At 55.6% G+C, this 14,608-nt stretch carries 11 protein-coding genes; 2 read left to right on the top strand and 9 right to left on the bottom strand.

Annotation, left to right across the window (positions count from 1 at the left end):
• Positions 1–48: 48 nt before the first annotated feature.
• The 9 genes from VIJ98_RS09305 to VIJ98_RS09265 all read right to left on the bottom strand — a co-directional run bounded on the left by VIJ98_RS09305 (position 49) and on the right by VIJ98_RS09265 (position 11,698).
• Positions 49–1,482 carry an efflux transporter outer membrane subunit gene (locus VIJ98_RS09305; RefSeq protein WP_323273581.1) on the bottom strand — a complete coding sequence of 478 codons (1,434 nt, stop codon included), beginning with the start codon at positions 1,480–1,482 and terminating at the stop codon, positions 49–51.
• A 1-nt stretch (position 1,483) separates the two neighbouring features.
• The gene (locus VIJ98_RS09300; RefSeq protein WP_323273579.1) at positions 1,484–4,639 is read right to left on the bottom strand and encodes an efflux RND transporter permease subunit; all 3,156 of its coding nucleotides are present in this window, start codon (positions 4,637–4,639) and stop codon (positions 1,484–1,486) included.
• Between the two features lie 2 nt (positions 4,640–4,641).
• A complete protein-coding gene (locus VIJ98_RS09295; RefSeq protein WP_323273576.1) occupies positions 4,642–5,784 on the bottom strand; it encodes an efflux RND transporter periplasmic adaptor subunit in 1,143 nt (380 codons plus the stop codon).
• Positions 5,785–6,095: 311 nt separating this feature from the next.
• Positions 6,096–6,734 (bottom strand): glutamate racemase, encoded by a 639-nt coding sequence (locus VIJ98_RS09290; protein ID WP_323273575.1) that lies wholly within the window; start codon positions 6,732–6,734, stop codon positions 6,096–6,098.
• A 77-nt stretch (positions 6,735–6,811) separates the two neighbouring features.
• Positions 6,812–7,090: a LuxR C-terminal-related transcriptional regulator gene (locus tag VIJ98_RS09285; protein ID WP_323273573.1), complete on the bottom strand. Its 279-nt coding sequence runs from the start codon at positions 7,088–7,090 to the stop codon at positions 6,812–6,814.
• A 114-nt stretch (positions 7,091–7,204) separates the two neighbouring features.
• The gene (locus VIJ98_RS09280) at positions 7,205–7,408 is read right to left on the bottom strand and encodes a response regulator (protein WP_407330300.1); all 204 of its coding nucleotides are present in this window, start codon (positions 7,406–7,408) and stop codon (positions 7,205–7,207) included.
• Between the two features lie 174 nt (positions 7,409–7,582).
• Positions 7,583–7,792, bottom strand: a complete 210-nt coding sequence (locus tag VIJ98_RS09275; RefSeq protein WP_008110024.1) for a glycine zipper 2TM domain-containing protein — start codon at positions 7,790–7,792, stop codon at positions 7,583–7,585.
• Positions 7,793–7,991: 199 nt separating this feature from the next.
• Positions 7,992–10,379 (bottom strand): glycoside hydrolase family 31 protein, encoded by a 2,388-nt coding sequence (locus VIJ98_RS09270; protein WP_323273568.1) that lies wholly within the window; start codon positions 10,377–10,379, stop codon positions 7,992–7,994.
• 14 nt (positions 10,380–10,393) lie between these two features.
• Positions 10,394–11,698, bottom strand: coding sequence for an MFS transporter (locus tag VIJ98_RS09265; RefSeq protein ID WP_061720092.1), 1,305 nt, complete (start codon positions 11,696–11,698; stop codon positions 10,394–10,396).
• Positions 11,699–11,928: 230 nt separating this feature from the next.
• On the opposite strand from VIJ98_RS09265, the gene uxuA reads away from it, so the two are divergent.
• Both uxuA and uxaC read left to right on the top strand, forming a co-directional pair.
• The gene (gene uxuA, locus VIJ98_RS09260; RefSeq protein WP_323273565.1) at positions 11,929–13,122 is read left to right on the top strand and encodes a mannonate dehydratase; all 1,194 of its coding nucleotides are present in this window, start codon (positions 11,929–11,931) and stop codon (positions 13,120–13,122) included.
• Positions 13,119–14,534, top strand: a complete 1,416-nt coding sequence (gene uxaC, locus VIJ98_RS09255; protein WP_323275803.1) for a glucuronate isomerase — start codon at positions 13,119–13,121, stop codon at positions 14,532–14,534. The genes uxuA and uxaC overlap by 4 nt, the downstream gene beginning before the upstream one ends.
• Positions 14,535–14,608: the final 74 nt, after the last annotated feature.

Here is a 14,608-nt window from a genome sequence, read left to right as displayed (position 1 = left end):
CGCCATTTATGGCGACCGAAAGACGATTAACTGACGAGCATTACGCAATTATTGCGTGCTCATTATTTCAGACTCTTTCAACGCCGTACCTCCGCCCATCACTTTATAGAAGGTGATCAAATTCAGGTAATAAGCTTGCTGCGTACTCACCAGACTGGTGCGGGCGCTGTACAGCGTGCGCTGCGCAGTCAAGGCATTGAGATAGGTATCAACGCCGTTGCGATAGCGCAGATCCGCCAGATGGTAATAGGTTTGCGACGCCGCCACATTACTCTGCTGACTGCTGAGCTGATCGTTGATGGTGCCGCGACGCGCCAGCGCATCCGCCACTTCCTGGAAGGCAGTTTGCACCGCTTTCTCATACGCCGCCACGTAATACTCTTTCTGTGCTTTGGTGTATTTCAGGTAAGAGACGTTGTAGCCGCCCTGGAAAATCGGCAGCGAAATGCCTGGCGCAAACGACCAAATGCCCGCCCCATTTTTAAACAGCGTCGACAGATCGGCACTGCCGACGCCGCCGCTACCGGTCAGCGTAATGCTCGGGAAGAAGTTGGCACGCGCCGCACCAATACTGGCGTTGGCAGATTTAAGATTGTGCTCGGCTTGCAATACATCAGGGCGATTCAGCAGCGCATCCGATGAGACGCCCGCCGGCACCTCACGCAGTGCGTTACCAATCGACTCAATGCTGTCAGGCAGCAGGTTATCCGGCACGCTGCGGCCCACCACTAAATCCAGCGCATTTTTATCCTGCGCCACCAGCGTGGTGTAGCTGGCGACATCGGCCTGCGCAGATTGATAAGTGGTTTCCGCAGACGAGACATCCACCATCGAAGCGATGCCATTTTCCATCTGCTTACGCGTCACCTGCCACGATTGACGCGCGCTCTCGGCGGTCTCTTTGGCAATCGCCAGATTGCTGCGATCGGCGGCGAGTTGCAGCCAGTAATCCACCGTGTTGTACAACACCGTCAGACGCGTACTGCGCGCGCCCTGCAGCGTGCCGAGATAGGTTTCATACTGTTCGCGCGTCAGGCTCTGGTTTTTGCCAAACAGATCGAGTTCAAACGAACTCACGCTGCCTTCCGCCGAATAGCTGTTGCTGATGGCGGTTTGATTGCCTTCGCCGGTTAAAGCGCGTGAACGCGTGCCGCTCACGCCTGCGCTGATGGTCGGGAACAGATTGGCGCGCTCTTCGCCATATTGCGCATGCGCAGACTTCACGCTGGCCACCGCTTCACGCAAGTCGCGGCTGCTATCCAGCGCCATCGCCACCACCTGACGCAGTTTGGCGTCGAGCACATAATCCTGCCAGCTCAGGTCGCGGTAGTTGCTGGCCTGCGTGCCTTGCAGTGAACGATAGGCATCACCGCTCGGCATCTGGTTGCTGACCGCGCCTTGCGGGCGTTCATAGTGCGGATCGAGTGAGACACAACCCGACAGCAGCGCGGGAATTAACACCATTAAGAGTTTTGCCGACATGTTATTCCCCCGCCTTCGCCACAGATTGATGATTATCGTCATGCGGAATCGCCGGGAAGACGCGACGCACCAGAACAAAGAACAGCGGAACAAAGAAGATCGCCAGCAAGGTAGCGGTCAGCGTGCCGCCAATAATGCCGGTACCAATCGCAATGCGGCTGTTGGCGCCCGCGCCGGTGGAAATCGCCAGTGGCAATACGCCAGCGGTAAACGCCAGCGAGGTCATGATGATAGGACGCAGGCGCATCGATGCCGCGTGTGTCGCCGCCTTCACCAGGTTTTCCCCTTTGCGGTAATTGTCTTCGGCGAACTCAACAATCAGAATCGCGTTCTTCGCCGACAAGCCAATGATGGTTAACAGCGCCACCTGGAAATAGACGTCGTTTTCCAGTCCGCGCAGGCTGATCGCCAGCAACGAACCGATCACGCCGAGCGGCACCACCATCATCACCGAGAAGGGTACCGACCAGCTTTCATACAACGCCGCCAGACACAGGAACACCACAATCAGCGAGATGCCATACAGCGACATCGCCTGGTTGCCGGAGAGTTTTTCCTGATAAGACAAACCGCTCCACGCAAAGGTGGTGCCCGCCGGTAGCTTCGCCGCCAGTTTTTCCATCGCGCCGATCGCGTCCCCGGAACTCTTGCCTGCCGCCGCCGAACCTTCGATTTCGTAGGACGCCAGGCCGTTATAGCGTGACAGCACATCCGGGCCGTACGCCCATTCGGACGAGGCAAACGACGCAAACGGCACCATGGTGGTATTGCTGTTACTATCGCTGCCGCGCACGTACCAGTGATCGATATCTTCCGGCTTGCTGCGGAATTGCTGATCGCCCTGCATATAGACCTTCTTCACGCGGCCACGATCGGTGAAGTCGTTAATGTAGCTGCCGCCAATCGCCGCACTGAGCGTGTCGTTGATGTCGCTGATGGTGAGCCCCAACGACTGCGCTTTTTCATCATCGATATTGACCTGCAGCTGCGGTAAATCCGGCAAGGTGTTGGCACGCACCGCGCTGAGCAGCGGATCCTGATTGGCTTCAGCAATCAGCTGGTTGCGCATCTTCAGTAACTGGTCGCGCCCGGTGGTGCCACGCGCCTGCAGCTCAAAGGTGAATCCGTCTGACTGCCCTAAACCGGACACCGACGGCGGCGACAGCACGAAGATCTGCGCATCACGAATGCTGGCCAGGCTCGCCATGGCACGTGCGGCAATTGCATCGGCACTGTTTTCTGTACCTTTTCGCTCGCTCCAGTTCTTCAGCGAGATAAAGCCAATCCCGGCGTTCTGGCCGCTGCCGGCAAAGCTGAAGCCGTTAACCAGCATGCTGACGTTGACGTTGTCTTTTTCTTTGGTGGCGAAGTATTCCTGCACCTGACGACGAACCTCGCTGGTACGGTTTTCCGTTGCGCCCGGTGCCAGCTGATATTGCACCATGATGTAGCCCTGATCTTCGGTCGGCAGGAAGCCGGTCGGCAACCGCATGTACATCACCGCGCAACCGATCAGCAGCACCGCGTAAAGCAGCAGATAGCGCACCGAACTGTTCAGCACGTGACCCACGCCATTGTGATAACGCGCCTGCACGCGCTCGTAGCTGCGATTAAACCAGCCGAAAAAGCCCTTTTTGCCGCCTTCTTCGTTATGCGGTTTGAGCAGCGTGGCGCACAGCGCTGGCGTCAGCGTGAGCGCCACAATCACCGACAGCACCATCGAAGAGACAATGGTAATGGAGAACTGACGATAGATAACGCCGGTTGAGCCGCTGAAGAAGGTCATCGGCAGGAACACCGCCGACAGCACCAGCGCGATACCAATCAACGCGCCGGTGATCTCTTTCATCGATTTTTCGGTGGCCTGACGCGGTGGTAAACCCTCTTCGCGCATCACGCGCTCAACGTTCTCCACCACCACAATCGCATCATCCACTAACAGCCCGATGGCGAGCACCATGCCGAACATGGTTAAGGTGTTGATCGAGTATCCGAACAGCGACAGCACGCCAAAGGTTCCGAGCAACACCACTGGCACGGCAATCGCCGGAATCAGCGTGGTGCGGATGTTCTGCAGGAACACAAACATCACGATCACCACCAAAATCACCGCCTCGATCAGGGTTTTCACCACCTCTTCGATCGAGATTTTCACGAAGTCGGTGCTGTCGAGCGGATACGCCACTTCATAGCCCGCCGGCATGCTGCTGCGGAATTCGTCGATGGTGGCTTTCACCTGTTCGGCGGTTGACAGCGCATTGGCGCCGGACGCCAGCTGCACCGCAATCCCCGAAGCCGGATGACCGTTGGCCAGCACGTTGGCGCTGTAATCTTCATCTCCCATTTCTACGCGTGCCACATCGCTAAGATGCACCACCGAGCCGTCGCTTTGGCTTTTCAGCACGATATTGCGGAACTGTTCCGGCGTTTGCAGACGCGAACGCGAGCGGACGGTCGCCACCAGCTGCTGCTCTTTGCTGGCCGGTTGCGCGCCTAACTGACCGGATGAAACCTGGGTATTCTGGCTCTCCAGCGCGCTTGTCACATCGGACGGCATCAGCGAATAGGAGGCGAGTTTGGCGGGATCGAGCCAGATGCGCATGGCGTATTCGGCACCAAACACCTCAACGCTGCCGACGCCCGGCACGCGCGCCAGCGAATCTTCCATGTTGCTGACCATGTAGTCCGCTACATCGGCCGAGGTGCTTTTGTTGACTTTATCGTACAGCGCCAGAATCAGCAGGAAGTCGCTCTGCGCCTTCTCCACCGTCACGCCTTGCGTGGTGACGGACGTCGGCAAGCGGCTTTCGGCCTGCTGCACTTTGTTCTGCACCTGCACCTGCGCAATGTCCGGATCGGTGCCCTGCTGGAAGGTGACGTTGATTTTCACCTGGCCGGTTGAAGCGGTGCTGGTGGAATCGAAATAGAGCAAGCCGTCGATACCGGTGAGCTGCTGCTCAATCACCTGCGTGACGCTGCTTTCCAGCGTTTCCGCCGACGCACCGGTGTAAGTGGCCTGGATACTGATCTGCGGCGGCGCGACGTCGGGATACTGCGCAATCGGCAGACTTTTGATGCTGAGCACGCCGAACATCATGATGCAGATGGCGATCACCCAGGCGAATACCGGGCGGCGGATAAAGAACTGAGCCAACATAATTACTGGCCTCCGCTGCTGGCGCTGTTCGGCGTCACTTCAACCGCTTTCACCGTCATCCCGGCCTGCACTTTGGCGGTGCCTTCAACAATCAGCTTGTCGCCGCTGTTCAAACCGCTGGTCACCAGCCAGGTATTGCCGATAACCCGATCGGTCACCACTTCCCGGCTCTGCACTTTGTTCTCTTTATCCACCACCAGCGCCGTGGCGTTGCCTTTGGCATCACGCGTGATGCCCTGCTGCGGGGCCAGAATCGCATCGTTTTTAACCCCGTTGGTGACGCTGGCACGCACATACATGCCAGGCAACAACTCATGCTGCGGATTGGGGAAGATCGCGCGCAGCGTGACGGTTCCGGTGGCTTCATCAACTGCTACTTCGGTCAGTTCCAGCTTGCCGGGATGATCATAATTGCTGCCATCTTCCAGTTTGACCGTCACCGGCACCACATCGCCGCTCTGCTGTAAGGAAGCCTGCTGACGCTTCAGTTTCAGCAGTTGCACGCTGGATTGCGTGAGATCGACATAGATCGGTTCAAGCGCGCGAATGGTCGCCAGCGCGGTGGTTTGTGCGGACGTCACCAGCGCGCCCGGCGTTACCGACGAGATGCCGATGCGGCCTGAAATCGGCGCTTTGATTTGCGTGTAGTTGAGGTTGATGCGGGCGCTTTCGACGGCGGCACGATATTGATCAACCGACGCTACGTTCTGTTGATAGGTTGCCAGCGCATCGTCGGCATCCTGGCGCGACACGCCGTTCTCTTTCACCAGCGCGCTGTAACGCGCGGATTTTAACTGGCTGCTTTTGACTAACGCCTGCGCATTTTTCAATTGTGCAACGGCCTGATCGTAACTGGCCTGATAGCTAGCCGCATCGATTTGATACAGCACCTGGCCGGCTTTAACTTCATCGCCTTCGGTAAACAGGCGTTTCTGGATGATGCCGTCCACCTGCGGACGCACTTCCGACACCATGCTGCCCACTACACGTCCAGTGAGCTGGCTATCGAGCGTCACCGGCTCGGTTTGCAGCGTTTTAACGCCGACTTCGGTAGTCATCTCGCCCGCTGGCGGGGCGCTGTTCTGGTCACAGGCGGCGAGCAATAACACCAGCCCGGCGATGGCCGTGCGCTGAAAATTCTTCATGAATAATCCTGTAGTGAACGTTCATTCTCAGTTTTAAGTCTACCAAATCGCAGATGTGGGCGTATGTCAGGAAAATGAAAAGAGCGATCCTGAAAAGCGGCAGCAGAAAAGCGTCCTCTTTGATTGAGGATTTATAGTGGTTAAATCGCGATAGGTTACAAAGTGTTGCTAAAGATAATGAGTAATAAGCATTAATGCAAATGATTATTATTTACATGATGATGAACGATAACCCGATGCGCGGCCTTGCATGCGCGTCGTAGGGTCGTCATTCATGGCGACCTCCTTCCAGGTGCGCATAAATGCGCACCCTACGAAAAAACACCTACCACCTTCAACGCCAGCTGCGGGCTGGTTAACGGCTGATTATCCGGTCTAAACAAACTGGTCGCAGCCGCCATTGAAACCTGGGCCAGCGCCACGTGATCCGCGCCCTGCTGTTTCCCGTCGGCCACCGCTTGCGCAATCATCTGCAAATACACATCCTGCTGGCCCGCTTTAAACGCCGCCCAGGCGCCAGAAATCAGCTGCACGTCAGGATGCTGTTCAACCGGCAGCGTCGCTGGGCAAAACAGCGCGCGCGTCGCCGCCAGGGTGGATTCTGCCGCACACAGCACCAGCGATTTTCCCGGCAAACGGTGCACCGCATCGGCCAGCATGCGATCGGTGCGGTACACCGGGCAATCATGTCCTTCAGCGTGAAAACCATCGGCAACCGGGCCCAGCGTCGAGCAGGTAATCAGAATCGCGTCGAACCACGGCGTCAGGCTGTGTAACAATTGTTCCAGTTTTCGCTGCTGCGGCGCGGTCATGCCACCGGTCAGCTCCGCTTCCGCCAGTAAATGTGGCATGACGATATGGCTAAGGGGATTATGGAGGGCCAATGAGCGCGCAGCGTCATCGAAAATAGCGATATTACTGGCGGCGGTATGCAAACAGGCGATGGTCATAGTGCTCCTGAAAAGACGACGGCTAAATAAGAAACACTATAACCTAATGGCGCTTAATATCACTGGATGCGCGTACCTCAGGCGATTTTTTGCTTAAAAAAATCATTGTGGAATTTGAATAGTTCTAAATCACTTTTCATCCCCATTTTCCTGAGCGCATTATTTTTATGTCCGGCGACTGTTTTACGACTGCGCTCAAGTTCTTTGGCAATATCGCTGATCGACATTCCTGACAAGAAATAGCTGATCACCGTCGTTTCACTGGGTGTTAACAGTTTATTCAGTACGGATGAAGCATCCACATCATGAGAGTGTGGCTTAGGCAGATAGTCATTATTTTTGCCGGTGAACTGCACCAGTTGTTCCGCGATAGCAGGCGGAATGAACCGCTGACCATGCGCTACAGTACGAATCGCGGAGCTATAGACTGCGCCACTCTCGCGTTTAGATATATAGCCTTTGATACCCAGCTAATTGTATCCTCGTCCAATCACGCGTACAGCATAAACTAATCCAGAAAGGTCTTCCGTTTTAGTGACAAAACTATTCGCCCCGGTATTCTGACAGCTATGAGTAAAGTGAATCTTTGCCTGATAAGTCAGAACTAAAATTTTGATCTGCTGAATTTGACTGCGTAAATATTCATTCACTTGAAAGCCATTAATTTTTTGCATACTCATATCTAACACAACATACGTAACAACTATGACTCAGCCTGGTATTTTAATTTTCTTAAACAAGATATATTGAAAACACATTCCAGCGAAAAAACAGATTATTTTCAGCGTTGCGAATGCAAATAAAAAAGGGCCTTAAGGGCCCTTTTTTATTTGCATTATCTATATTCGTTAACGGCTGACTTCGTGCCCAATCAAACCACCAATGGCCGCACCACCCAGTGTTCCGAAGGTGCTACCGCCGGTTAATACTGCACCACCCACCGCGCCCACTCCGGCACCGATAGCAGTATTGCGTCCACGATGCGACATTCCACAAGCGGTGACAGAAAACATAACCACCAGAACAATGGCAATATTACAGCTGCGTTTTAAAAGCATACAAATCCTCACTGCCACGAATTTTGGCATGCAAAAATGTTTATTTGATTGTTGTTAAGATACTCACGTGTTGTGAGTGGTACTGGTTGTCGACGTGAATTTAGGGGTTTTTCGTACGCGCTGGAAGGTAAAAATTCCTATTTAATGATGGCACTGCCTGTGTCGGGGGGCGCAAAGATGCGCCCCCCGAAAATAGTGACTATTTTATCTCCGCCAATATAACTTCTGCCTGCGCCTTATCCACCGCTACGCCATCAATAAACAACTGACGCTGTTCACCCGGCGGCAACGTAACGTTCAGCGTTTGCCAGGCTGGCAGGAAGCTGCCTTTGCGCTGGAAGTTAAGGTGGATTGCCTCAGCATCGCTGCGCATTTCCCAGTTGAGCCACAGCGCATTGCCCTGCTGATAACCCCAGCTTTCGCCATCATCCTCAAACAGCACACCGTGGCTGACGCCTTTTCCTTTGAGCGGGAACAGCTGCAAGGTGCGGCGATCGTCAGTTTTAGCATCAACATGACGCAGGCGCTCGCTGAGCGGTAAGCCCGCACCGGCACGCACCAGCATCGGCTGGGTTTCCAGCGGTGCTGCCAGCGTGATCCATTGACCGCCGCTGTACCATTGCTGAGTGGCAAAATCATACCAGCCGGTTTGGTTGTCAGGCAGCCACAGGCGACGTTCGCGCTGACCGGGCTCAACCACGCTGGCCACCAGCAGATCGCGGCCCAGCATAAACTCATCGCACTCGGCGAACGTCTGAGTATCCTGTTCATGATCGAGGAAAGTCGGACGCAGCATCGGTTCATCGTCAGCATGCGCCTGCCACAGCAGCGTATAGAGATAAGGCAGCAGACGATAGCGCAGCTCAATTGCGGCGCGGATTGCAGGCGTGGCCGCTGGATACATCCAGGGTTCATTGACGGTGTGATCGTCATTCCACGAGTGAATAGTGAAACGCGGATGCATCACGCCGTTCTGTACCCAGCGCACAAACAGTTCTGCATCTGGCTTATCGCCAGAGAAGCCACCCACATCATGTCCCACGTTGTACAAACCGGACAGGCTCATGCCCAATCCCATGCGGATGTTGTAGCGCAGCGTGGTCCAGTTGGTGCGGTTATCGCCACTCCAGGTTTGCACGTAGCGCTGCATCCCGGCGCAGCCCGAACGGGAAATCAGGAACGGACGCTTTTCTGGCGCGAAGCGCTGCTGCGCTTCCATGGAGGCGCGCATCATCAGCAGCGGCATCACCGGGCGAATGTGCTTGATGGCAATCGGCGTGCCGAAACCATGGCAGCGCGCTTCGCCATCCCACACTTCATATTCGTTGTTATCGTTCCAGGTGGAATCGATGCCCTTTTCCAGCAGCTGTTTCGTGACGTTTTCCTGCCACCAGACAACGGCTTGCGGATGGGTAAAATCGAGATGTGAACCTTCATCATCCCAGAACACCGAACGCTCGGGCGCATCCTCTTCCGAGTCACGAATAAACAGGCCTTGTTCCGCCACTTCGTTGTAACGCGGATGATCCTGCAACAGGCACGGTTTGATATTAGCGGCAAGGCGCAAGCCCGCGTCGTGAAACGCCTGGCTCATCACTTCCGGCTGCGGCACTTTGTCGTAGTTCCAGTTGAACACGTAGCGCTTGTTGTTAATCGAGGTGTAACCGGACGAGAGCTGGAACGAATCGCACGGAATATCGTGTTCTTCACACAGGCGGATGAAGTTCATCAGCTGATTTTGCGCGTCAGGCGCATCGGTGTAATGCATGGTTGAACCGCTGTAGCCAAGGCTCCATTTCGGGCCGAACAGCGTTTTACCGGTCAGACGCACAAAGGCTTTGGTGATATCCAGCACCTTGTCACCGACAAACAGGTAATAGTCGATATCACCGCTTTCAGCCTGCCAGCGGCGATACGGCTTGTGATAGTTATCGAGCTCATTACCGAGATCAAACCAGCTGCTGCTGAGGTTATCGTAATAGAGGCCAAAGCTGACGTCGGTGCGGCGCGTGATGGTAAAAGGCACATGCTTGTACAGCGGATCGGTCGCGGCGGCGTTGTAGCCCATCGCGTCAAGGTTACGCATCTCGTAGCGCTGACCGTTACGCTGCAAATCACCGCTTTTCTCGCCAAGGCCGTAATAACGATCGTCGTTCATGCGGCACTGATAGTGCGCCACGCCATCGCCGTGCGCGTTAATTTGATAAGCGCTGGTTGGACGGTCACAGGTCAGCAACTGCCATGCGCCGTGGCTGTCGCAATATTGCCACTCCAGCGCCAGCGGTTGATGGACGATCACCCGCAGCTTATCGGTGGCGACCACCAGCGTGTCGCCCTCTTCTTCCAGCGTGAACGATGGCAAGACGAAGCCGGCCAGGCTGTCGCGCTGACGCCCTTCCCACGGCACATCGCTTTCTGGCGCGATGCTCCAGGTGCGGTCAAGGCTATACGCGCCCTGACGTTTAATTACCACGCGGAACATGCCCGTTTCCAGCACATACAGACACAGCGTGTGTTTGCCGTCGACGGTTAATGCCACGTGGTGCGCATCGGAACCGGCTAATGACCAATTTTTTAACGTTTTCATCGTTACCTACTTTTTCATGCGCGCTGTGCGCGACGTTCAGCAATAAAAGCAATCAGGAATACGGCACCAATCAGGTCGAAGAAGCCCATGGCGACAAACAGTGGGTTAAATCCAATGGTGTCGGCGGTAACGCCGATCAGCAGTGAGAACAGGAAGCTGGAGATCCACGCGAACGAGCCGCGCATGCCGTTGACGGTGGCCATCTGGCCTTTATCAAATTTCTCCACCACCAGCGCGCTCAGCATGCAGGAGATGATCTGATGACCGAAGCCACCAATTGAGATCAACGCAATCGCCACATACGGATCTTTGGTCATCGCCACTGCGGCCAGAGACAGCATCAGGAACGCGCCGGTAACTGAACTGGCGACCACTGAATTGACTTGGGTGAAGCCAAAGATCTTAGTGTAAAGGCGCGTCAGATAGCCGCTGGCAGCGCTGCCGAGATCGGCGGCGAGGAACGGCAGCCAGGCGAACATAACAATCTGTTTCAGATCCATGCCGAGCTCTTTTGCCAGATAGAGCGGCACCCAGAAACTCAGTACGCCCCACGCCGGTTCGGCCATGAATGCCGGAATGGCAATGCCGTAGAAACGCTTGTTCTTCGATACGGTTTTCAACGCGGTAAAGAATGGCAGTTTCACTGCCGGTGGTTCGTTGTCCTGGCGGATGAAATCCAGTTCGGATTTCGACAAATTAGGGTGCTGATCGGGATCGCGATACAGCCACCACCACAGCAACACCCAACCCAGTGCCAGCGCGCCGGTGAACAGGAATGCGCCCTGCCAGCCGCCAAACGCCGCATGGGCAAAGTAGATAATCGGCGGTGCCAGCATAGCGCCGAGGGAGAATCCGACACCCGCCCAACCCGCGGCGATAGGACGCTCTTTTTTCGGGAACCATTCACCAATTACTTTGGCGTTGGCTGGCGTTGCAGCGGCTTCTGCGCTGCCCATAACAAAACGCAGAATCGCCAGATGCAGCCAACTGCCCGCTCCAGCATGGAATAAACAGGCAATGGCCCACACCGAGGCGCAGATCAGGAAGCCGACTTTCAGGCCAATCACATCAATCAACCAGCCACAAATCGGTTGGAAGAACGTATAGGCCAGTTGGAAGGCACCGACGATGTAGGAATATTGCTCGGTGGTGATGTTAAGGCTGTCTTTGAGCTCTGGGGCCAGCAGCCCTAACGAGTTACGGGTGATGTAATTGACCGTCACGCCGGCTAAGAACAGCACCAGCACCCACCAGCGCATATGGCGGAAGGTGCGTTTGGTGCCAGCGGCGGTTATCCCTGGATTTAAACTGCGGTTCATCGGGTTCTCCCTAAGTGAATCATCTATGACCATTCGCCAGGAGTGAACCACAGTTGCGAAAAGTGGTCGCCAGCTTGATGTCGCAAATGTGATCTGGTTAACCAAAATCACTCACCAGGTTGACTTAACCGGACAAAGAGCAGAGTTTTAACCGCGAATCGCGTGGTTAATGTTTGAAGTAACACGCTGGCAAGAAATATTGGTCAACCAATCGTGAGTGAGGTAACAACATGAAGCAGACCTGGCGCTGGTACGGCCCCAACGATCCTGTCTCTCTGGCCGATGCGCGCCAGGCGGGCGCAACCGGCATCGTCACCGCACTGCATCACATCCCCAACGGTGAAGTGTGGTCAGTCGACGAAATCATGCAGCGTAAAGCGCTGGTGGAAGCCGCAGGTTTGGTGTGGTCGGTGGTGGAAAGCGTGCCGATTCATGAAGAGATCAAAACCGGCAGCGGCCGCTGTCAGCACTGGATCAGCAACTATCAGCAGTCGCTGCGTAATCTGGCACAGTGCGGCATCAAAACCGTGTGCTACAACTTCATGCCGATCCTCGACTGGACGCGTACCGATCTCGAATATCTGCTGCCGGATGGCGCGAAAGCCCTGCGCTTTGATCAGATTGAGTTCGCGGTGTTTGAACTGCATATTCTGCAACGTCCCGGCGCGGAGCATGATTACAGTGCGGAAGAGATCGCCCAGGCCGCTGAACGTTTCGCCACGATGAGTGAAGAGCATCGTAATCGCCTGATGCGTAATATTATCGCTGGTTTGCCGGGCGCTGAGGAAGGTTACACGCTGGATCAATTCCGCGCCCAGCTGGCGCGTTATGAAGGCATCGGTAAAGCCGAACTGCGTGAGAACTTTGCCACCTTCCTGCGCGCCATTGTTGCGGTTGCCGAAGAAGTGGGCGTGCGCATGGCGGTGCATCCTGACGATCCGCCGCGCCCGATTCTTGGCTTACCGCGTATTGTTTCCAACGCTGATGATCTGCAGTGGATGATCGATACCGTCAGCAGCCCCGCCAACGGATTCACCATGTGTACCGGCTCGTACGGCGTACTGGCAGAGAATGATTTAGCCAGCATGGTCAAACGCTTCGGCCCGCGCATCTACTTCGCGCATCTGCGATCCACCAAACGTGAAGAGAACCCCAACAGCTTCCACGAGGCCGCGCATTTAGGTGGCGATGTGGATATGTTTGCGGTGATCAAGGCGATTGCCGAAGAGGAACAGCGCCGTAAAGCTGCGGGCGAGGAAGATTTGATTCCAATGCGTCCCGACCACGGCCACCAAATGCTGGATGACCTGAAGAAGAAAACCAATCCCGGCTACTCGGCGATTGGTCGACTGAAAGGATTGGCTGAAATTCGCGGCGTCGAACTGGCGATCCACCGCGCCTATTTTGCTCAGGAAGCCCAATAATGCGCTTTATGGATGAAGATTTTCTGCTGCAGAGCGACATCGCGCGGCGCTTGTACCACGACTTCGCTGCGGACATGCCGATCTACGATTATCACTGTCACCTCAATCCGCAGGAGATTGCTGAAGATCGTCGCTTTGCCAACCTCGGCCAAATCTGGCTGGAAGGCGATCACTACAAATGGCGCGCGCTGCGTGCTGCCGGCGTGGATGAGTCGTTAATTACCGGCAAGAACACCAGCGACTACGACAAGTATCTCGCGTGGGCGCAAACGGTGCCAAAAACCCTCGGCAATCCGCTTTATCATTGGACGCACCTTGAGCTGCGTCGTCCGTTTGGCATCACTGATACGCTGTTTGGCCCGGACACCGCGCCTGCTATCTGGCAGCGCTGCGCGGAACAACTGGCGACGCCGGAATTTTCCGCGCGCGGCATTATGCGCCAGATGAAAGTGCGCATGGTGGGCACCACCGACGATCCGGTTGATTCGCTGCGCTATCACCGCCAAATCGCCGAAGACAGCAGCTTTGATATTGACGTTGCGCCGAGCTGGCGTCCGGACAAAGTCTTTAAAATCGAGCTGGAGGGTTTTGTCGACTATCTTGGTCGCCTGGAAGCCGCCGCCGATGTCGCCATCGACAGCTTCGATGCGTTACGCCGCGCGCTGCTGCGTCGCCTTGACCACTTCTCCGCTCACGGTTGTCGCGCATCGGATCACGGCATCGAAACCCTGCGCTTTGCGCCGGTGCCTGAAGACAGCGTGCTCGATACAATTTTGGCGAAACGTCGCCGTGGCGATGTGCTGGATGAATTGGAAATCGCCCAGTTCAGCAGCGCAGTATTGGTGTGGCTCGGCAGTGAATATGCGCGGCGCGGCTGGGTGATGCAGCTGCACATCGGCGCGATTCGTAATAACAGCACGCGCATGTTCCGCCAGCTTGGGCCAGACAGCGGTTTTGATTCGATTGGCGATAACAATATCGCCTGGCCGCTGGCGCGCCTGTTAGATGCGATGGACCTCAACGATCAGCTGCCGAAAACCATTCTCTATTGCCTCAATCCGCGTGATAACGAAGTACTGGCCACCATGGCGGGCAACTTTCAGGGCGCGGGTATCGCTGGCAAGGTGCAGTTTGGCTCCGGCTGGTGGTTCAACGATCAGCGCGACGGCATGCTGCGTCAGCTCGAGCAGCTGTCGCAAATCGGCTTACTCAGCCAGTTTGTTGGCATGCTGACCGATTCGCGCAGCTTCCTCTCCTACACGCGCCACGAATACTTCCGCCGTATTCTGTGCAATCTGCTGGCACAGTGGGTGCAAGATGGCATTGTGCCGCATGATGAGCCGATGCTTGGCAGCATGCTGCGCGACATCTGCTTCAATAACGCCGAACGCTATTTCGCACTTAACGCTTAGTAATGAAGGCCTGACACTGCACGTCGTGACCAGGCCGATTCTTATTCGCTATGCTATAGTGCGCGTCTCTGAGT

Source organism: Pantoea sp. S18 (genome assembly GCF_045689705.1).
GTDB classification, from domain to species: domain Bacteria; phylum Pseudomonadota; class Gammaproteobacteria; order Enterobacterales; family Enterobacteriaceae; genus Pantoea; species Pantoea symbiotica.
Note: the sequence above shows the minus strand (reverse complement) of the source record. Positions and strands in the feature narration are given on the sequence as shown.